The sequence below is a fragment of the Qipengyuania zhejiangensis genome (genome assembly GCF_035607565.1).
GTDB lineage: Bacteria > Pseudomonadota > Alphaproteobacteria > Sphingomonadales > Sphingomonadaceae > Qipengyuania > Qipengyuania zhejiangensis.
The window spans coordinates 746,899-766,715 of the sequence record NZ_JAYKGO010000003.1 but is presented as its reverse complement, the minus strand read 5'-3'; the positions used below and the strand labels follow the sequence as shown (position 1 = coordinate 766,715).

Here is a 19,817-nt window from a genome sequence, read left to right as displayed (position 1 = left end):
CTCAATTCTTCGATGGATATGCGATGCGCGGCCCCTTGGACCCGCAGGCATGCGCAATCAAGCGAAGTCGGCGGCAGCCGTAGCGTTATCGGCCATCCATTCGCCGACCCGATCGATCGCCGCGGCGGGCAGGTGAAGGCCCAGCTTGCTGCGCCGCCACAGCACATCGTCGCCGGTGCGGGCGTATTCGCGCTGCGCCAGATACCGCAGTTCCGCTTCGTAGAGATCGCCGCCGAAATGCTCGCCAAGATCGGCCAGGTTTTCCGCGCCATCCAGGATTTCCGCCAGCCGTGTGCCGTACGCCCGCCCGAGCCGGAACAGCATTTCGGGCGGGACCCATTCGTAATGCTCGCTCGACCCCCACAGGAAGGCGGCAAAACTGGCATCGCCTATTTCGCCGCCGGGCAGGGGGGCGTGGGCGGTCCACGGTTGCCCTTCGATCGTCATCACCTTGCCCAGCTTTTCGAGCGCGTGTTCTGACAGCTTGCGGTATGTGGTGATCTTGCCGCCATAGACAGACAGGATCGGCGCGCCGCCGTCGGTTTCCAGTTCGAACACGTAATCGCGGGTCACCGTCGAATTGCTGGCCGCGTTGTCTTCGTACAGGGGGCGAACACCCGAATAGGTCGACACTATCTCTTCCCGCGTTACGGCGCTGACGAAATACCGGGAGGCGGCTTCGCACAGATAGGCGGTCTCCTCCTCGGAAATCTCCACCGTATCGAGGTTGCCTTCGTACAGCATGTCGGTGGTGCCGATCAGGGTGAAATCGCGTTCGTACGGGATGGCGAAAACGATCCGGCCATCGGGCTGCTGGAAGATGTAGGCGTGTTCGCCGGGGAACCGCCGCGACACGATGATGTGGCTGCCCTTGACCAACCGCAGGTGCGCCGGCGTTCCCTGCCCCAGCGCCCGCTTCGCCACGGTGTCCACAAACGGTCCGGCCGCGTTGATGACGGCGCGCGCGGTAACGACGCGTTCGCCCGAACTGTCACGCAGCGTTGCGTTCCAATGGTCAGCCGTGCGCCCGAGCGCGACACATTCGGAGCGCGTGAGAACCGTGGCCCCGCGCGCCTCTGCATCCATGGCGGTCACCACCACGAGCCGCGAATCCTCGACCCAGCAGTCGGAATATTCGAACCCCGATGTCAGGCGATCCTGCAAGACGCCGCGATGCGGTGCCTGCCGAAGGTCAACCGCATGGCTTTTCGGCAGGCTCATCCTTCCGCCGATCCGGTCGTAAAGCGCAAGGCCCGCGCGCAGCATCCACTTGGGCCGCATGCTGGGTTCGTGGGGCATCACGAAGCGCAGCGGCCAGATGATATGCGGCGCGTTCCGCAGCAGCACTTCGCGTTCGCGCAGCGATTCCGAGACCAGGCGAAATTCGTAGTGTTCGAGATACCGCAGGCCGCCATGAACCAGCTTGGTGCTGGCCGACGAGGTGTGCGATGCCAGGTCGTCCTTTTCGACCAGCAGTACCTTCATCCCGCGACCCGCGGCATCGCGGGCAATGCCGGCGCCGTTTATCCCGCCGCCAACGACAAGAAGATCGTAAATCGGCGTCATCCCTGACGCAGCAACCGACCGGCAACCGCATCGAGTTTCGTGAGCAGGCCCCGGTCATGCTTGTCCGGGGCGGTAATCACCGCATCGGTCAGCGCGTGATCGATGGGCGAGGGGTTGCGTTTCTTCGGGAGGCCCTTGCAGAACGCCTCGACCGTCTTGCGGGCCACGGCGGAATTCTTGTTCATCTGTTCGATCACTTCGGCCACATCGACGCTGGCTTCGTTGTCGCGCCAGCTGTCCCAGTCGGTCACCATCGCGAGCAGCGCGTAGGGCAGCTCGGCCTCGCGGGCGAGCTTGGCTTCGGGCATTCCCGTCATGCCGATCACTTCGGCACCCCAATGCCGGTACAGCTTGCTTTCCGCGCGGCTGGAGAATTGCGGCCCCTCCATCGCCAGATAGGTCGCGCCTTCGCTGCACTGCCCGCCCGCCTTGGCAACCGCCTTCACGGCGTATTTCGACAGGCGCTGGCAGACCGGTTCGGCCATGCTCACATGCGCCACAAACCCGTCCCCGAAAAAGGACGAAGGGCGGCCCTTCGTGTTGTCGATGAACTGGTCGACCGTGACGAAACGGCCCGGCGGCAGATCTTCGGACAGCGATCCGACCGCGCTGATCGCCAGAAGGTCGGTGCAGCCCGATCGTTTCAACGCATCGATATTGGCGCGCGCGTTGATGGTCGACGGGGCAACCCGGTGGCCGCGCCCGTGCCGGGGAAGGAACCGCACGCGCACATGGCCGATCGTGCCGCACAGGATTTCGTCGGATGCTTCGCCCCAGGGCGAATTGATCCGGATCCACTGCGCATCTTCCAGCGCATCCATTTCATAGAGGCCCGATCCGCCGATAATCCCGATGGTCCAGTCGCTCATGTGTTGGTTCCTGCGTTGCGTGTGGCGTCGGCCGCATGGGTGGAGCCTTGCGATGGCCGTGTCCAGCCCCCTTGCCACCCCTGCCACCGCATCCGTATTCATGCACCCCTGCCGGTGGCTCGCCTTGACACGGCGGGCGTATTCCCGCCGAACACCGGTCCAGGAAAACGAGGAAATTCCCAATGGCCGAAATGCCGCTCCAGACCACGCTTGCCGCATTGAGCGATCGTCTCCGCACCCTGCACAAGCAGACTGCGGAGACCCCGCTGTTCAATCCGGTGTTCCAGATGTCGCTGGATCTGTCGCGCCAGTTGGAGAACGGCGAGACATCGATCGCGGACCTTGCATCGCTGGTCGAGGAGCTGGAGGCAAAATCGCTCGAGGCGCGGGCCGACAGGCTGCGCTATCTGGTCGAACCGGAAACCACCGGCAACCGGATTGACAAGCTGGCGGGCGCCACAGGCGACTTCGCGGCGTTCAGGACATTCTGGGAACAGCCCCACCTGCATGCGGTGTTCACCGCCCATCCCACCTTCCTGCTGTCACCCGACCAATCCGCCGCGGTCGCCGCATCGGTAACCACCGGCGCGGCAATCGCGCCCGGCGGGACCGGCGAACGGCCCGAAATCACGCTGCGGTACGAACATGGCCGCGCCATGGCGGCCATCGCCAACGCACAGGACGCGCGCGATACGATCGTGGCCCAGGCCCTCGGCAATGCCCAATCCGCCTGGCCCGACCGGTGGCAGGACATTGCCCCCATGCCGTTCCGGTTTGCCAGTTGGGTCGGATACGACATGGACGGCCGAACCGATATCAAGTGGTATACATCGATTGCCTTTCGGCTTGCGGAAAAGGCCCAGCGCCTGGACCGCTACGCGGCTTCGCTGGCAGCGATCGACAGCGCCCACCCGCTGCTGGCGACCTTGCGCGCTTCCCACGCGCGCACCGCGGCCAGCGCGGATGAATTTTCCGGAGACCTGACCGATCCGGCGGCCCTTTCGGCTGCCGCGAACCGGCTGACTGCGGGCGGTGACGACAAGCTGCTCAGCCTCGCGCCGATTATCGCCCGGCTGGAAGACGATGCGCGCTCCGCCGATCCGACAAAGGCGGTGGCCTTGCGTACGCTTTGCGCTGCGATGCGGGCCGACGGGCTGGGGATGGGCTGGATCCACTTCCGCGTGAACGCCAAGCAGTTGCACAACGCCATCCGCCAACGCCTGGGCGATGCGCAGGACATCGATCTGGGTAGCCGGGGGGCGATTGCGGCGCTGCGCGAATTGCTGGCCAAGGTCGATCCGGTCACGGCCAATTTTGCCAGCCTCGCGGTCGAAAGCTCGACCGCGGTGCGCCAGTTCCTGGTCATGACGCAGATTCTCAAGCACATCGATGCCGATGCGCCGATCCGCATGCTGGTGGCCGAATGCGAACAGCCTGCAACCGTGCTGTCCGCGCTCTATTTCGCCCGGCTGTTCGGGATCGAAAGCAAGGTCGACGTGTCGCCGCTGTTCGAAACCGAAACCGCGCTGGAGCATGGCGGCCGCTTTCTCGACCAGCTCCTGGCCGAAGACGATTACCGCGCCTACGCCAGGTTGCGCGGACGGGTGGCCATCCAGACCGGATTTTCCGATGCCGGGCGGTTCGTGGGGCAGATCCCGGCCAGCCTCGCGATCGAACGGCTGCAGGGCCGGCTGGCCGAAGCGATGGCGGCCAACGGATTGACCGATGTCGCGGCGCTGATTTTCGACACGCATGGCGAAGGAATGGGCCGCGGCGCCCACCCTTCCAGCTTCAGGGACCGGCTCGAATGGCCGCTGTCGGCATGGGCGCAGCGGCGGTTCGTGCGCGCGGGCGTGCGGCTGGAACCCGAAGCCAGCTTCCAGGGGGGCGATGGCTATCTGTTCTTCGCCACGCCCGAACTCGCCCTCGCCACGTTGAGCCAGATCGTTGCAAACAGCCCTGCGCACACCGATCCCGACGTGCCGACCGACCTGTTCTATCGGCGCACCGATCTCAGTCTCGATTTCTACCGGGCGATCAAGGAACACCAGCGCGATCACCTGGAAAGCCGCACCTACAGCCGCGCGGTAACCGCTTTCGGTCTCGGACTGCTGAACCAGACCGGCAGCCGCAAGGCGCGCCGTCAATCCGATCTTGCGGCGGACCGTGACATGTCGCTGCGCCAGATCCGCGCGATTCCGCACAACGCGATCCTCCAGCAACTCGGCTATCCGGTGAATATCATCGCCGGTGTCGGCAGTGCAGCCGAGGGCAATTACGAGGACATTGCGGCGCTGTTGAACGAAAGTCCGCGCGGCCAGCAGATCATGCGGCTGGTGCGCGCCTCCAACGCGCTGGCCAGCATCAAGACGGTTGCCGCCTTCGGCGAGCTGTTCAATTCCGCCTATTGGGCCAGCCGCCCCTATCGCGGCACGGAAGATCACCTTGCGACCGCGTGCGAGGCGCTGGCGGAATACCTGATCGCGGATGACCGCAACGGGGTATTTCGCCGTCTCGCGTCGCGCCTGCGGGTCGATGCGCTGAAACTGCACCGCCTGTTCGATCTCGTGCCGGACAACGATCCCCATCCCGAACGCGAAGGCGTGCGGCGGATCATCGGCGTGCTCCAGGCGGTTCGCCTTGCGCTGCTGCAGCACATCTTCCTGAAAGCCGTATCGGTTCCTGCGTTCAGCCGCGCCAACGACATCAGCCGCCACGACGTGCTGGAAATGGTCTTTTCGCTCAGGATTGACGATGCGCTGGCCCAGTTGCGCCGCGCCTATCCCACCAGCTTCCCGCGCAAGACGGATTTCGCGGTGGACGAACCGGGCGATTATCCGCGCGGCGCCGGTGAAGGCTACGCCGCCATCCGCGAACAATTCATCGATCCGATCGACGATGCCTACGCCCTGTGCCTGCGGATTTCGACGGCCATCGCCAATGAATTCGGCGCGCATGGCTGATTGAATTCCTGGCCATTACGGCGCAGGGTCGTTCCTCATTGTCGATTTGGGGAGCGACAGTTGAACGATTTCCTGTGGGGGGTGCTTGCCACCCTCGTGATATTGGCTGTGTTGGGGTTCCTTGCATTCAAGGTGTTTCAACGCGGCGCGCTGCGGTTCGATATCGATGGCTTCTACAGCCATGTGATGGACGGCGATCCCGGCCCGATCATTCGCGATGTCCAGCGCGATGCGGCGGAACCCGAAATGTGCCGCATCGACGATCCGCTGGCCTGTGCGATCAAGGAAGCGGTCCTGTGCCACCAGCAGGACGGGAGCGCGAACTGCAATGTCCTGCTCCTGTCGGGCGGGGGGCAATGGGGTGCGTTCGGTGCGGGCCTGTTCGACACGCTGAGCAGGCAGAGCGGCGCACGGGAACTGGCGCTCGATGGTATCGGGGTCATCACCGGCATTTCCACCGGTTCGCTGCAGGCATTGATGCTGATGGTGGCGCTCGATGGGCAGCAGACACCGGCGATGCGGCGCTTTGCGCTCGACCGGCTGGTGTGGGGGTATTCCCCGACCAGCGAGAGCGAGGTGGTGAACCGTTCGGGGCTCCCGTTCGTGCCTTTCTTCGGGTCGGCGGCAGGGACCGCGCCGCTGCGCAGGCGCGTCACGCAGGCGCTTGCGCCCGACGGGGATTACCGGCTGGTCGAAGCGATCGGCAATTCCAGTATCGCGGGGTATGCAGGGTTCGTGGAAGCGGAACGCGGGGTGCTGCGTTACGCCGACCTGCGCGAACTGGTGAACAAGGCGGCCAGCGCGAAAGCGGCAACCCAGGCGCTGGTGGCGGCAACGATGGCATCGTCCGCCATGCCGGTGTTCCATCAGCAATTGCAGGTGGCTGGGTCCGATGGAAAACCCCTCTCGCTTTACGACGGCGGGGTACGCCGGTCGGTTTTCTTCGATCGCGCGATGTCGCTGGTCGACAAGGAAGTGCGGGCCGACATGGCCAGCCATGGCGTGGCCAAGAGCGCGAGCGTCTCCCAGGAGGCCTTCGCCGAGGAATACCGCCGCCGTGCGCCGCGTATCTACGTGGTGCGAAACGGGCCGACCGTGCGCCACCGCGATGCCGACCTGAACGGCAATGCGGGCCCGCTGTCGAACGGCCAGCGCGGGTACGACCTGCTGGTCAACGAAAGCGAGATCGGCGCCATCGCGGCGCTGCGGCTGAGCAATCCGTATGGCGAGATCGTGCTGACCACGGCGGACAAGTACGACACGTTTCCCAGCGACGTGGGCGAGAACTTCAAGGATGACGAGATGTTCAAGCCCGCCTTCATGGCGCGGCTCCGCGATCTCGGGCGGTTCAAGGCGGCACGCAGCGGTGGTCCCTGGTGGGCGCTCAGCACCCTTCAGGAATTGCCTTGAGACGGCTGATCGCACGGCGCAGTGCGGCATTTGCAGCGCGATTGACTTTGCAAGCGACAGCCGGATATTCACCGCTTGGGGGGATCAGCGGTGAAATCAGCGTTTAGGTACCTGTTGCGCAGCACGCATAGAGAGCCCGGCCGAGCGTGAGCGAAAGGCCGCTCAGGGTCGCCGTCATCGGCGGTGGGTGCGCTTCGATGGCCACCGCCTGGGAGCTTTCACGACCCGAGCATCGCGGCAAGTACGAGGTAACGGTCTACCAGGAAGGGTGGCGACTGGGCGGCAAGGGCGCGTCCGGCCGGGGACCCAGCGGCCGGATCGAGGAGCACGGCCTCCACATATGGCTGGGATTCTACGACAACAGTTTCCGCATGATGCGCGAATGCCATGCCGAACTCGACGCGGGCGGCATGGGCGATCTCTATGGCGATTGGCAGGATGCCTGGACGCCCGAAAACGATATCGCCCTGTGTTCCGCCAGCGAACAGGGCGGTTTCGCAAACTGGCGCGCGCACATGCCGCCAAGGCCGGGCTATCCCGGCGATCCCCTGCCGCAGGGCCAGGTGTTCACGCTGCCTTATTACATGGCCAAGGCCTTCGACCTTTTTCGCGCGTTGATACTGGATACCACGGTAAACGGTCACGGTGTGGCGACCGCGACCGAATCGACCGGCGAACCGGACCAGCTGGCGCGCCGGATCGCCAAGCTGGTCAAGCTGGGTTCCTTCGCCACGACGGCGGCACTGGCCGAAGCGCTGGGCTTGCTCGCATCACTCAGCCGGTCTGCAACGCCGGACGACGCGGGCACCCTTCTGACCAGCCTCGAACGGGTGTGCGCCTCGATGCGGCAATGGCTCGAAGACCAGTGGCTGGCTGACAGCAGCAACCGGTTTCTCTGGGAAGTCGCCGACCTCACGCTGGCCACCGTGGTGGGCATGACGCGGCACAACGTCTGGTTCGATCCGCGCGGGCTCGATGTGATCGAAGATTTCGAATGCCGCGAATTCCTGCATATGCACGGGGCGTCCATCCGCTCGCTCCAGTCGCCTTTCCTGCGCGGGCTCTACGATCTTTCGATGGGCTACGTGAACGGGGATCTGAACAGGCCGTCCCTGTCTGCCGGGCAGGGCTTGCGCGGGACGTTGCGAACCTTTTTCGGATACCGCGGCGCGTTCATGTGGCGGATGCGCGCCGGGATGGGCGATGTCGTGTTCGCGCCGCTGTACACCGCGATGCGCGCCCGCGGGGTGAAATTCGAATTCTTTCATCGCCTCACCAACATGGGCATGGCGAAGTCGGGCGACCACGTGGAAAGCCTGACGTTCGACGTGCAGGCCAGAACCAAGGACGCGCGCGATTACGACCCGCTGGTGCCGGTCGCCGGACGTCCGTGCTGGCCCTCGACCTTCGATCCCGACCAGCTGATCGACGGGGACCGGATGGTGAGCGAAGGCTGGAATCCCGAATCCCACTGGGACCGCCGCCGGGCCGACGAAGTGACGCTGGAGGTGAGCGAGGATTTCGACTTCGTGTCGCTCGGCGTCGGCGTGGGCGCGGTGCCCCATGTGGCGCCCGAATTCGTGGCCCGCGATCCGCGCTGGAAGGCCATGTGCGAGGAGGTCAAGACGGTCGCATCGCAAGCCTTCCAGGTCTGGATGACCGAAGATCTCGCCAAGCTCGGCTGGCCCGGTCCGGCCTATATTACCGGGGCGTTCGAGAAACCGTTCGATACCTGGTGTGACATGGCGCATGTGGTGCCCGAAGAAGGCTGGAAGGACCGGCCGGCAACATCCGTCTACTTTTGCGCCGTGCTGCCCGACCCGCCCGAGCCGCCCGGTGACGAGGACGGCGATTATCCTGCGCGCCGCACCGAAGAGGTGCGCGGCAACGCCGAAGATTTCCTGCAAGGTCCGATCCGCGAAGTGTGGCCCGGTGCCTTCGATTTACAGGGGAATTTCCGCTGGGAAATCCTGAAAGCCCCCGATGACGGATCGATTGATACAGCGCCCGTCGGGAAGGATCGCTTCGCCACCCAGTACTGGCGGGCCAACGTCAACCCGTCCGATCGTTATGTGATCCACACACCCGGCAGCTACCGTTACCGCATTTCGCCGCTCGACATGACATATGACAATTTGACAATCTGCGGCGACTGGACCGATAGTGGCTTCCACTCGGGTTGTGTTGAAGGTGCCGTCATGTCGGGGCTTCTTGCCGCACATGCCTTGTGCGGTTCGCCCAAGCTCGAGGATATCACAGCCTATGACCACCCCTAAGAGCACGGGTTCCAGGCCGAAGGCCGCGGGCCACGCGAAGCGTCCGGTTCCCGGCCGATCCGATCCGATCCGGACCGCTGCGCGGATCGAAGAAGCGCATCGGCCGCCATCGCAATACGCCGAACCGGCCGACCAACCGCCGCCGCTTGACGAAATGGCGATCGACCAGGCGGTCGCCAACGTGGTCAAGAACGCGGACGATGTGCTCAACCAGACCGTTGCACAGGCCCGGATCGCCGCGCAGCAATTGCGCGAAGGCAATTACAACATGCGCGATGTGCCGGTGGATGTGCAGATCATGGGGCTGCGCATGATCAGGCTGGCCCGCGAACTGAGCGAGACGACGCTCAACGTGTGCGAGCAATTGCTGCGCCAATTCACCAAGGTGGGACGGCCGCCCGTACCGGGCCAGCCGGGCAAGGTTCCCCCGTTCCCATCGACGAAGCCGACGGGGTACGGCTATTCGCCGGCTTCGCAAGCGGCCCCGCCATCATCGTACGGCACACCGCAGACCGCGCCGCCGCCCGAACGCACCGGGCTGGAACTCACGGTCGAATTCGACAGCCAGGCCAAGGCCATCGCGCATCCCGCGCACCTGGCCAAGCCGCGTCTGCCCGTCACTCCGGACGAGATTTCCGTTACCCCCCTGCGCCACCCGACGGACAAGGGCGATGCTATCGTGGATGTGGCGTTCACGGTCGATATCGGGGGCAGCCTGATCGCCCGGATCGCGATCCCGCCGGGTCAGCACCCGGGCGTGTATTCGGGGATGGTGGTCACCCACAAACAGGATGTCCCGCTCGGCATACTCGTGATCGAAGTGATCAAGTAGGCGTGGAAATTCGGCCGCAATCGACCTGGGCAGCCGCCGAACCACCCGCCGGAAGCCTGATTGCGCGCTACGCCACCTCCACGCGCGCGGAACTCAGCCGTTATCTGTCAACCGAAGGGGATGCCCCCTTCCTTGGCACGTTGATGGCCGATTACCCGTCGCGCGGAGGCAAGATGATGCGTCCGGCGATCTGCATCGCCAACGCCCGTATCTTCGGGGAAGGTCTTGGCGAAGACTATGAACCCGCGATCCGCTGCGCCGCGGCGATCGAATTGCTGCACAACGCGCTGCTGATCCACGACGACGTTCAGGACGGCAGCGAGGAACGTCGCGGACGCCCGACCTTGCACGCCCTGCACGGCATACCGTTGGCCATCAACGCGGGCGATGCGCTGATGTTCACCGCGTTCCAGCCCCTGCTCGACGCCGTGCGCCCCCTCGGCAGCGAGATCGCGCGCCAGGTCCTCGACGTGACGATGACCATGGCCCGCCACACCGCCGAAGGGCAGGCGCTGGAACTGGGCTGGCGTGACAGCAACGCCACGGACCTGACCGAAGCGGACTATCTGCGCATGGCGCTGAAGAAAACCGCATGGATGGGGATGATCTGGCCCGCGCAACTCGGTGTCATCATCGGCTCGGATGGCATCGTCGATCCCGAAAGAGTGCTGCGCTTCGGATACTTTCTGGGGCTCGCGTTCCAGATCGAGGATGACCTGCGAAACCTTTCCGACGATCCGGGCTACGGGAAGGAAAACAACGGCGATCTCCTGGAAGGCAAGCGGACCTTGATGCTGATCCACGTTCGCAACGCCTGTTCGCAAACGGAGCGCGCGAAGCTGGACCATTTCCTGTCGCAGCGCCGCGAGGAACGCGCGGCGGACGATGTCCTGTGGCTGGCGCATCTGATGGAAACGCATGGTTCGGTGAAGTACGGACGGCAGGTCGCCCAGGCGATGGGCGGCGCTGCGACCTATGAATTCGAGCGCGCCTATGCCGGCAAGCCGCCGTGCGAGGATCTCGAATTCCTTTCGGGTCTGGTGCGCTGGGTGTTCGAACGGCCATGAGCGGACGCGTTCTTCTGTACGGGGCGACGGGCTTCACCGGCGCGGAAATTGCCCGGCATCTGGCGGGAAATGTCGACCTCGTGCTGGCAGGCCGCAATCCGGAACGCGTGGGCGCAATTGCCGAACAGCTTGGTGTCGGATGGCGGGCCTTCGACCTGTCGGACGCCGCCGTACTGGATGCTGCGCTCGGCGATATCGACGTGGTTCTGCACGCGGCCGGCCCCTTCGGGACGACGGCGCAACCGATGATCGAAGCGTGTCTGCGCGCAGGCGCCCACTATCTCGACCTTGGCGGGGAATGGCCCGTCTTCATCGACGCGATGGGATACGATGGTGCGGCCCGTGCCGCAGGCGTCATGATCCTGCCCGGCGTCGGCCTGACCGTGGCGGCATCGGATTGTCTGTTCGCGCTGGCGATGGAACGATGGCCGGATACCACCCGGCTGTATCTGGGCATTTCGCGGGCGCAGGTAATTTCGCGCGGAAGCGTTGAAAGCGCCGCCCGGATGGTCAGCCCCCAGATCATCGTCCGGCGCGGCGGGGAACTGACAAGCGTTCCGGCCGGCAGCCTGGTGCGGGCGTTCGATTTCGGCGACGGTCTGAGCGAGGCGGCCGCGATGAGCTGGGCGGACGTGGTGACGGGATCGGTTTCCACCGGCGTCGACGACATCGAAGTCTATTCGGAAATGCGGTGGCCGGAACGCGCAAGCTACCGGGCAACTGGGATGACCATGGATGTTATCGGGGCCGACCCGATCAAGGCGATCGGCACGGTGTTCTCCAGCGTCTGGGGCCACGGACCCGACGCTGCCGCACGCGAGCAGGCCAGTTTCGTCATGGTGCTCCACGCGCTCGATCCGTGGCGGCGGGTGCGGCGGCTGACCATGCGAACCCGCGATGGATACACGTTCAGCGTGCTGACGGCTGCCGATGCCGTGCGCCGGGTGCTGGCGGGTGAAGCGGCCGCCGGTTTCCAGACGCCCGCCCGCGTTTTCGGGTCGCGCTTCATCTTCGATGCCGATGCGGCACGCCTCGAGGGACCGGCATCCGGGCAGGAGGGCGTGGCGGCGTGATCCAGGGCCCCCAGAACATCCCTTTTGCGCAGTCTTCGGACAGCCAGCAGGTGCCGCCGCCGTACCATTTCCCGGACGTGACGGTGAATGCCTTTGTCTGGCCTGCCAACATGAAGCGGGTGCAGGCCTATTGCGACCAGACATTCAACCTGGGTTCCGAAGAGGAGCGGGGCTTCGTCTATCGGCCCGCTGCGATGTGGCCTTACGCCACGCTGCTGTTTCTCGAATACCCGATCATGATCAGTTCCAACCCGCTCCCCCAGCATTTCGATGAAATGCCGTATTCGGACCGGGGCATCATCAGCCAGACCGAAGTGTTCATCGCGGTGCCTGTCATCCGGTACGGCACCGACCCCGTCACGCTGATCACGGAAACGACGCTGGAATGGGCGCTCCCCTTCATCGTGGTGGGCAATCCGATGTCCAGCGTGTGCGGCCGCGAAATGCTGGGCCTTGGCAAGTTGCTGGCTGACATCAAGACCCGCGAAGGCCGGTTTCCCAACAGCTTTCACGGGACGATCAAGATGCCCGGCTGGAGATCGCTCGAGCCGGGCGCGCAGATGGATCCCAAGCTCAAGTTCGTCGACGTCAAGACCAACCCGGTCCTGCCGACGTTCCGCAGCAGCGAGAACCAGAGACGGTCGCTTTCCACCTTGTTCGAGAGCCGCGAGGCGAGCTGGCTGATCGAGGAAATGGGCAGCCTGTCGAATCTCGTCGACGATATCTCGTTGGGCATGATCCCGACCACCATGCGCACCGTCGGCCTGAAGCAATACCGCGATGCGATCGACCCGACACGCGCGATCTACCAGTCGATCGTCACCTGCCGCGCCAAATATTCGAATATCAACACCTTCAGGATGTACGACGAAAAGGACATCGACATCGAATTCAACGACGTCGGCAGTTTCAACGAAATCCTCCAGGTGTTCCTGGAGGTGGGCGACACGCCGAGCGGCAGGAAATACCCGCTGACGCCCGTCGCCGGGTTCCAGTTCAAGGCCGATATCGATTACGATCAGATGCGGGTGATCCATTCGTTCGCAATCGATCGGGAAGGCGGACTGCCGCCGATCCCCGCGCAAAGCGATCTGGTGTCCAGCTGGGCGCGGCCATGGAAAGGTTTCTTCGGCCCGCTCACCCATCCGATGCGGAATGTCGAATGACCCGGTTCGTCGGCAATTTTTCGACCCAGCAGCTGTTGCCTCCATGGGTGTCGCTGCGGGCGAAAAGCTGGGTGTTCATCATCAAGGTGAAGCGAAAGTGCCTTCAGCGGTATCTCAACACGCATTTCAACGCGGCAGCGCCCGATCAGGCCCCGTTTCACTATGAGGCGCTGAACTACACGTATGGCCTGATGCGGGTGACGCAGCATCCCGATTTTTCGAGCTGTCACAACAACCGGCCCGGCACGCAAACCTTGAGCAAGATCGATATCGACTGGGCGTACCCCTGCTATCGCTGGCGGGTATCGCCGGAAAACATCCGCTATGACCGGAAGATCGTCTGGGTCGAGCCACTGTCCTTCGACAACAACAGCTACACCATGTTCTCCAGCCGCGAGATATGGGGGACCGAGACCAACATGGCGCACATCGAGGTCGATGAAAGTCTCACGCGGGGCAAGCTGCACATCGACATGGCGATCGAAGGGCTCAAGAAATTCACCCCCAAATCGCACAGCCATTTGCTGGGCTGTCTTCACATCCGAGTGGACACCGAAACCCAGTCCACGCTGATGGAACAGATTGAAAAGGACCGGGACCTTGCCGCCTTTGCCGGCGTCCTGTTCGCCAGCGTGGGGCTGCAGGGGCAGAGCCTGGTTACCCATGACAGCGAGCTCAACACGCTCAAGCAATTCCGCGATGTCTTCAACATGAAGGTCGCCGTGTATCGCGCCATCGTCCAGTCGCGCAGCGATCACGAAAATGTCTCCGACATAAAGATCTACGACGGCAGCAACGTGAAGCTCGATTTCATGTGGTCGCAGACGATGGCGGAATCGCTCCACAGGCTGTTCGGCCTTCGCAAGAAACACGCCAAGACCGCCGAACGGGGCCATCCCGGCGGCACGCGTTCGATCGACGGGCACGAAGTCGACTGGGACTTGCCCTGCCTGAACAAGGACGTGGTGCTGGCGGCATCCTTCACGTCGGATATCCGGTACGATGTAACCGGCACCTTGCACACTTACGGGAATTAACCCGCTATGCGGACCTTGCGTATGACTTCCGCCTTGAAATCGTACGGCGTCCAGTCGACGCAATCCGGCCACGCGCCGGTCTGCATCCAGTATTCGCACAGGCCAAGCCGGTAACACAGATCGACGAAGCGGACGGTCTTGTTGAGATCGCTCCACCTTCCCAGGACCACGCCGGGATAGATGGCGCTGGGGCGGTCGCCCTCGGGCTGGAAAATGTGCGAATACGATGCACGCTCCGCCAGGGCCAAGGCCTCTTCCTTCATCCCCAGGCTCGACACGCTGTCGACGATGTTGAGCGGGATGGTGCCGGTTTTCTCCAGCAGCGTGGTGTAGCTGGCAAGCCGATCCTGCTTGAGCGCATCGTCGCCCGAACGCAGTGCTTCGGCATACAGCTTTGTCGCCTTGAGCGAGCGCATCTGCCAACCGTCGAACGTGGCGATATCGCCCACGGCGGCATCATAGGCATCCCAGAAACCGAGGGTTGCGGAAAACCCCAGCAGCGACAGCAGGATGCCCGCGTTTTTCGGCCACCGTTGGTGCAGGTCGGCAAGCATGCGGATCGACGCTTCGTAATCGCCGACATAGGTCCGCATCTGGGCAACGTGCAGCCGGGCGGACGGCATGATCGGATTGAGTTCGCACGCCCGTTCCGCCAGGCGCAGCGCGTCGCGGAACCGGCCCACGCTCCAGCAGAACGTGCTCATTTCGTTGAGCGCTTCTGGATCGTGCGGGGCAACCGACAGCGCGCGATTGAGCAGCTCCTCGCGCGCCTTGTAGGCACCCCACGGTTCAAGCCGGGCGAGGGCGACGTGGGCACCGGCCCGTTTCGGATCGAGCCGCAACGCCGTGTTCGCCGCGTGAAGCACACCGCTTCGGCCATCTTCGTATGAGCCGGTCGCATGCGCGGATCGCAAGATCCATGCGCGCGCGCTGGCCAGCAATTCCCAGGCCAGGGCAAAGTCAGGCGCCGAATGGACGACCTCCTCCAGCAGCGGGGCGGCACTTATCGCGGAATCGTCGAACTCCGGATCGCCATCGGCAAGTATCCCGCGGGCGCGCAGGAATTGCTCGTAAACCACCGGGTCCAGAACCGGGGCCTTGGTTGGCGGTGCCAGTTTGACCTTCAGCGCTTCGGCCACCGCTTCGGCGATGTTTTCCTGCAGTGTGAAGACGTCGTCCAGATCCCCGTCGAAACGATCGGCCCACAGCGCATTTTGCGACGCGCATTCCACCAGTTCGGCCGTGATTCGGACCTTCGATCCGCTGCGCCGGACCGTCCCGTCAAGCAGGTGGGTGCAGCCGAGTTCGGCCGCCACCTTGGGGATCGACTTGTGGGCGCCGCGGAACTGGAAGCTGGACGAACGGGCAACCACCCTCAGTTCGGTGGAGCTGGCAACGGTTCGCTGGATTTCTTCCGATACGCCATCGCAAAAGAAGGTCAGTTCGGGATCGGACGAAAGATTGTCGAACGCCAGCACCGCCAGCAGGGGACTGGTGGTTTCGCTGAGCGGCGGCGCGACCGGGGCTGGCTGCGGAACGGGCCGCGGCTGGTGCGGATGCCGTGACGGTTTGCTGATGAATTTGGCCAGATCGTCGACAAAGGCCAGCCAGGCCGCATCGTCGGCCGCACCCTGCCAGTGGCCCAGTTCGGCGGTCTGGGTCAGTTCGAACATGATCGGCCGCTCGCACGGTTCGATCATCGCCGGGACCAGCGTCTTGTTGCGATCCGCAATGGTCGCTTCGGCGCGGACCCACCGCGACACGACGGAGCGGGGCGACCACAGGACGACGACCGCCTTGGCCCCCCTCAGCGCCGCCTCGGTGACCTCGTCGTATGCTTCGCCAGACCGCAGCGCCTGGTCCCACCAGACGGTAAAGCCCTCCCGCTCCAACCCTTCGGCGAAGCGGCGCGCCACATGTGCGTCCTGGCGGTTATAGGAAAGGAAGATATCGGAAATACTGCCCACCTTCGACCGACGGCGTGAAAGACCGGCGACACCGAATTCCAGTGTGCCGACGAAGCGGCCTTGCATCAACCGATATTGGGCGCACGGTCAAATGAGTTCGCGCACGCCGGGCGGCGCGGTCGGCTACGCAAAGAGAACGTTACCAGACGGACCGCGCCCTGGGCACACGATCACGCGCCTGTTCCGTGCGGAGATTTGCTGGGGGGCCCGAAGCCTATGATCCGATTGCATCGGAAACTGTTTGGTGCGGTCGAGAAGACTCGAACTTCCACGGCCTTTCGGCCACAACGACCTCAACGTTGCGCGTCTACCAGTTCCGCCACGACCGCACACAGTCTTGCATCGGAAGCGCCTGTTGAAAGGGCTCCCGCCGGTAGGAGCGCGCCACTAGCAGCGCGTTTGCCCCCTCGCAAGCACCTTTATCGCGGGTTAGCGCGGGGCCCAGCCGATATCCGCGAAAACCGCCGATTTCGGCACGTCGGTCACCGCTTCGTTGATGGTCAGTTCCTCGCCCGGCGCCAGCGTCGCCTGCGGCGGGTTGACGACCCAGCTGAAAACCTGGCGTTCACGCTGGTCGCGCAGCACGATCAGCACCGGCGGCACCGGGCGCGATTCGCGGGCGGTGTTCTTCACCACGATGCGGGCGCCGAAAAATTCGGTACCGTTGGGAAGGGTACGCCGTTCCTGCTGGTCGACCGGAAAGGACAATTCCAGGTCGGGCTGCGCTGCACCGAACAAGGGTTTGGTGACGGGCACCCAATCGGGCAGGCCGACAAAATTCACCGCACCGATCGTGGCCACTGCCAGAAGAGCGAAAATCGCCGCCGCCCAGGTCCACATCTTGGTGACGTTGCGCCGCGGGCGGAAGGGTGGCGCATGGTCGAACTGCGAAGGGCTGTCGTCGTCTTCGGGTTCCGGCGGCGGGGGCAGATCGTCCTGCACATCGCCATAGGGCGGTGCCGTTTCATCGAAATCAGGCCCATCATGCGGCTCGTCCGTTTCCGGTTCGTCGGCAATGGGGCGACCGGCTGGCGGAGCGGCAGCTGGCGCAGGATCTGGTTGCGGCGGTGCGGGCGGTGTCGGGCGCGGGACAGATTTCGGCTCTGCACCAGTGGAAATCAGCTGCTCTGCCCCGGGGCCGTCCTGGAACCAACTGTGCTTGCATTTTGCGCAGCGCACCGTCCGTCCTTCGATCCCGATGGCGCTGTCCGGGACGACGTAGCGCGTATGGCAGGCGGGGCAGGCGATTATCATGGTCAACAAGGCCTTAGGCGCGTGTGCGAATCACGACAAGCGACGAGCCTGTTCGCAAAGCCACCTTGCCGCTTTTTTCCACATCGAAGCGCGGGTATAGCCCAAATGACAATGGCGGGCGCAACACAACTTCTCGGCGAATGGGCATTTCGGCTATGAACGCGCCGGAAAGCGAAATCGTCCAGTTCGACAATGTTGGCCTGCGTTACGGCACCGAGAAAGAGGTGCTGTCGAACATCAGTTTCACCCTTTATTCGGGCCGGTTCTACTTCCTCACCGGGGCAAGCGGCGCAGGCAAGACGTCGTTGCTCAAGCTGCTGTATCTCGCGCAGCGCCCCTCGCGCGGGGCAATCCGCATGTTCGGCAGCGATGTCATCACCCTCCCGCGCGAACGCCTGCCTGCCTACCGCCGGCGGATGGGCGTGGTGTTCCAGGATTTCCGCCTGGTCGATCACCTGTCGGCGTTCGACAACGTCGCCCTGCCGCTGCGCGTGTCCGGCGTGCGCGAGGCGGATTTGCAGGGCCCCGTTTCGGATATGCTCGATTGGGTCGGCTTGTCGCACAGGTCCGATGCGCGCCCGGCCACGCTTTCGGGCGGCGAACAGCAACGTGTGGCCATCGCCCGGGCGGTCATCGGCCGGCCCGACATGCTGGTGGCCGATGAACCGACCGGCAACGTCGATCCCGAAATGGCGCTCAAACTGATCCGCCTGTTTGAAGCTCTTAACCGGCTGGGCACGACCGTGGTTGTCGCGACCCATGACGTCCACCTGCTGCGAAAGGTGCCCGAATCGCTGATCATGCGGCTCGACAAGGGCACGCTTGCCGATCCGACCGGGGCGCTTCGCTATCCCCCGCGCCGCGACGGGGGGCTGGCGTGACCCGTCCACCGGTCCTGACCCGCGCGGCCGAACGGGGCCTTTCGCCGTTTCGCGGAAAACGCGCCGCGCATCTTTTGCCGCGCGCGCGGTTGGGCGGACCGATGCCGTGGGTGATCGCCATCATGGTCGCCATCACCGTGCTGGCCGCAAGCGGCGGGCTGGCGCTGGCCAATCTGGTCGAGCGGGCCAGCGGCGATCTGGCGGGCAGCGCCACGGTGCAGATTATCGACGCCGACCGGGTGAGCCGCGCTCGGCAGGCGGACGCCGCGGCGGCGCTTCTGTCGCAGGATCCGCTGGTGGCTTCGGTGGCCGTGTTGCCCGAAGAACGGGTGGAGGCGCTGCTCGAACCATGGCTTGGCAGCGGCGCGGGCGACGATGCCCTGCCGATACCGGCCCTCATCGACATCAAGCTGCGCGGCCAGGCCGATGCCGCCATGCTCGACCGGTTGCGCGACCGGCTGGCCGAAGCGGCGCCCGATGCGCGCATCGATGCCCAGTCCGATTGGCTGGCACCGGTGCTGAATGCGTTGACGACCTTGCGGTGGATGGCGGTGGGGTTGATCGCCTTGCTGGCGTTCGCGGGCGGGGCCGCGGTGTGGCTGGCAGCTCGCAACGCATTGGGCACCAATCGGGCCACGATCGAGGTGGTTCACCTGTTGGGCGGCAATGACGATCAGATCGCGCGAATATTCCAGCGCTCCATCCTGCTCGATTCGATCGTCGGCGGCGCGCTCGGCCTGGTCATCGGACTTGGCGCGGTGATGCTGATGGGCGCGCAGTTCGACGCGCTGGATTCGGGCCTTGTCGCCGGTGGGGGGCTTGACCTGCTCGACTGGTTGGTCTTGGCGTCCGTGCCGCTTTTCGCGGTCGCGATTGCAGTCTACACGGCGCGCATGACCGTTCTGTCCTCGCTCAGGAAGATGCTGTGATCCTCCGTTTCTTCGCGGCCTTCGTGCTGGTTTACGCTTTTGGATTCCTCGGCTTTGCCGTGTCCCTGCCCCAGCCGCTTGCCGGGCAGGAAACCGATGCGGTGATCGTGCCCACCGGCGGCGCAGGGCGGATCGCCCGCGGGATCGAGGTGGTGGATCAGGGGCTGGCCAAGGAATTGTTCGTGTCCGGCGTGGACCCGGAAGTGAAACCGGGCGAATTCGCGGCCCAGTTCGACGTGCCACAGCGCATGATGAACTGCTGCGTGACGCTGGGGTACCTCGCCGTCGACACCCGCAGCAATGCGGGCGAAGCGGCCCAGTGGCTGAAGGAAAACGAATTTCAATCCGTGCGCCTGGTCACGACCGATTGGCACATGGCCCGCGCCGCATCCGAATTCAGCAATTCGCTGCCCGAAGGCATCGTGATCGTGCGCGACGCCGTGCCGTCCAACCCGGACCTGGCGACGCTGTACCTTGAATACAACAAGCTGATCGCCGCGGCGATTTCGCAAGGATTGCCGGTCTGA

The 19,817-nt window shown here is 64.3% G+C and carries 15 protein-coding genes and 1 tRNA gene; 11 read left to right on the top strand and 5 right to left on the bottom strand.

From position 1 onward, the window contains the following. Positions 1-57: 57 nt before the first annotated feature. Both glpD and VR863_RS11435 read right to left on the bottom strand, forming a co-directional pair. The gene (gene glpD, locus VR863_RS11440) at positions 58-1,566 is read right to left on the bottom strand and encodes a glycerol-3-phosphate dehydrogenase (RefSeq protein WP_324828594.1); all 1,509 of its coding nucleotides are present in this window, start codon (positions 1,564-1,566) and stop codon (positions 58-60) included. Further along, a complete protein-coding gene (locus VR863_RS11435) occupies positions 1,563-2,435 on the bottom strand; it encodes a phosphorylase family protein (protein ID WP_324828593.1) in 873 nt (290 codons plus the stop codon). The genes glpD and VR863_RS11435 overlap by 4 nt, the downstream gene beginning before the upstream one ends. Before the next feature lie 182 nt (positions 2,436-2,617). On the opposite strand from VR863_RS11435, the gene VR863_RS11430 reads away from it, so the two are divergent. The 8 genes from VR863_RS11430 (at position 2,618) to VR863_RS11395 (ending at position 14,259) form a co-directional block, all read left to right on the top strand. Continuing rightward, complete coding sequence (locus VR863_RS11430) at positions 2,618-5,398, top strand: phosphoenolpyruvate carboxylase (RefSeq protein WP_434784986.1); 2,781 nt, start codon at positions 2,618-2,620, stop codon at positions 5,396-5,398. A gap of 60 nt (positions 5,399-5,458) precedes the next feature. Continuing rightward, a complete protein-coding gene (locus tag VR863_RS11425; RefSeq protein WP_324828592.1) occupies positions 5,459-6,808 on the top strand; it encodes a patatin-like phospholipase family protein in 1,350 nt (449 codons plus the stop codon). Positions 6,809-6,954: 146 nt separating this feature from the next. Next, positions 6,955-9,084, top strand: coding sequence for an FAD-dependent oxidoreductase (locus VR863_RS11420; RefSeq protein WP_324828591.1), 2,130 nt, complete (start codon positions 6,955-6,957; stop codon positions 9,082-9,084). Then, positions 9,071-9,916: a hypothetical protein gene (locus VR863_RS11415; RefSeq protein WP_324828590.1), complete on the top strand. Its 846-nt coding sequence runs from the start codon at positions 9,071-9,073 to the stop codon at positions 9,914-9,916. The genes VR863_RS11420 and VR863_RS11415 overlap by 14 nt, the downstream gene beginning before the upstream one ends. Before the next feature lie 2 nt (positions 9,917-9,918). After that, positions 9,919-10,983, top strand: a complete 1,065-nt coding sequence (locus VR863_RS11410; protein ID WP_324828589.1) for a polyprenyl synthetase family protein — start codon at positions 9,919-9,921, stop codon at positions 10,981-10,983. Next, positions 10,980-12,056, top strand: a complete 1,077-nt coding sequence (locus tag VR863_RS11405; RefSeq protein WP_324828588.1) for a saccharopine dehydrogenase family protein — start codon at positions 10,980-10,982, stop codon at positions 12,054-12,056. The genes VR863_RS11410 and VR863_RS11405 overlap by 4 nt, the downstream gene beginning before the upstream one ends. After that, positions 12,053-13,222 (top strand): acetoacetate decarboxylase family protein, encoded by a 1,170-nt coding sequence (locus VR863_RS11400; protein WP_324828587.1) that lies wholly within the window; start codon positions 12,053-12,055, stop codon positions 13,220-13,222. Before VR863_RS11405 ends, VR863_RS11400 begins: the two co-directional genes overlap by 4 nt. Beyond that, complete coding sequence (locus tag VR863_RS11395) at positions 13,219-14,259, top strand: hypothetical protein (RefSeq protein ID WP_324828586.1); 1,041 nt, start codon at positions 13,219-13,221, stop codon at positions 14,257-14,259. The genes VR863_RS11400 and VR863_RS11395 overlap by 4 nt, the downstream gene beginning before the upstream one ends. Here VR863_RS11395 and VR863_RS11390 read toward each other — a convergent pair. From VR863_RS11390 to VR863_RS11380, 3 genes are all read right to left on the bottom strand, one after another. Beyond that, complete coding sequence (locus VR863_RS11390; protein ID WP_324828585.1) at positions 14,256-16,292, bottom strand: TIR domain-containing protein; 2,037 nt, start codon at positions 16,290-16,292, stop codon at positions 14,256-14,258. The genes VR863_RS11395 and VR863_RS11390 overlap by 4 nt on opposite strands. Before the next feature lie 176 nt (positions 16,293-16,468). Next, positions 16,469-16,555: transfer RNA gene (locus tag VR863_RS11385), tRNA-Leu, on the bottom strand. Between the two features lie 100 nt (positions 16,556-16,655). After that, positions 16,656-17,480 (bottom strand): zinc-ribbon domain-containing protein, encoded by an 825-nt coding sequence (locus VR863_RS11380; RefSeq protein WP_324829267.1) that lies wholly within the window; start codon positions 17,478-17,480, stop codon positions 16,656-16,658. Between the two features lie 155 nt (positions 17,481-17,635). Between VR863_RS11380 and ftsE the strand changes: the two genes are divergently transcribed. The 3 genes from ftsE to VR863_RS11365 are packed head-to-tail and all read left to right on the top strand — an operon-like array spanning position 17,636 to position 19,817. Beyond that, a complete protein-coding gene (gene ftsE / locus VR863_RS11375) occupies positions 17,636-18,361 on the top strand; it encodes a cell division ATP-binding protein FtsE (RefSeq protein ID WP_324829266.1) in 726 nt (241 codons plus the stop codon). Next, positions 18,358-19,290, top strand: a complete 933-nt coding sequence (locus tag VR863_RS11370; RefSeq protein WP_324828584.1) for a cell division protein FtsX — start codon at positions 18,358-18,360, stop codon at positions 19,288-19,290. Before ftsE ends, VR863_RS11370 begins: the two co-directional genes overlap by 4 nt. Then, positions 19,287-19,817: a YdcF family protein gene (locus tag VR863_RS11365; protein ID WP_324828583.1), complete on the top strand. Its 531-nt coding sequence runs from the start codon at positions 19,287-19,289 to the stop codon at positions 19,815-19,817. Before VR863_RS11370 ends, VR863_RS11365 begins: the two co-directional genes overlap by 4 nt.

Coding starts and splice junctions, on each gene's coding strand:
- VR863_RS11395 (WP_324828586.1), top strand. CDS start 13,219: ATGACCCGGTTCGTCGGCAATTTTTCGACCCAGCAGCTGTTGCCTCCA.
- glpD (WP_324828594.1), bottom strand. CDS start 1,566: ATGACGCCGATTTACGATCTTCTTGTCGTTGGCGGCGGGATAAACGGC.
- VR863_RS11405 (WP_324828588.1), top strand. CDS start 10,980: ATGAGCGGACGCGTTCTTCTGTACGGGGCGACGGGCTTCACCGGCGCG.
- VR863_RS11380 (WP_324829267.1), bottom strand. CDS start 17,480: ATGATAATCGCCTGCCCCGCCTGCCATACGCGCTACGTCGTCCCGGAC.
- ftsE (WP_324829266.1), top strand. CDS start 17,636: ATGAACGCGCCGGAAAGCGAAATCGTCCAGTTCGACAATGTTGGCCTG.
- VR863_RS11430 (WP_434784986.1), top strand. CDS start 2,618: ATGGCCGAAATGCCGCTCCAGACCACGCTTGCCGCATTGAGCGATCGT.
- VR863_RS11390 (WP_324828585.1), bottom strand. CDS start 16,292: ATGCAAGGCCGCTTCGTCGGCACACTGGAATTCGGTGTCGCCGGTCTT.
- VR863_RS11415 (WP_324828590.1), top strand. CDS start 9,071: ATGACCACCCCTAAGAGCACGGGTTCCAGGCCGAAGGCCGCGGGCCAC.
- VR863_RS11435 (WP_324828593.1), bottom strand. CDS start 2,435: ATGAGCGACTGGACCATCGGGATTATCGGCGGATCGGGCCTCTATGAA.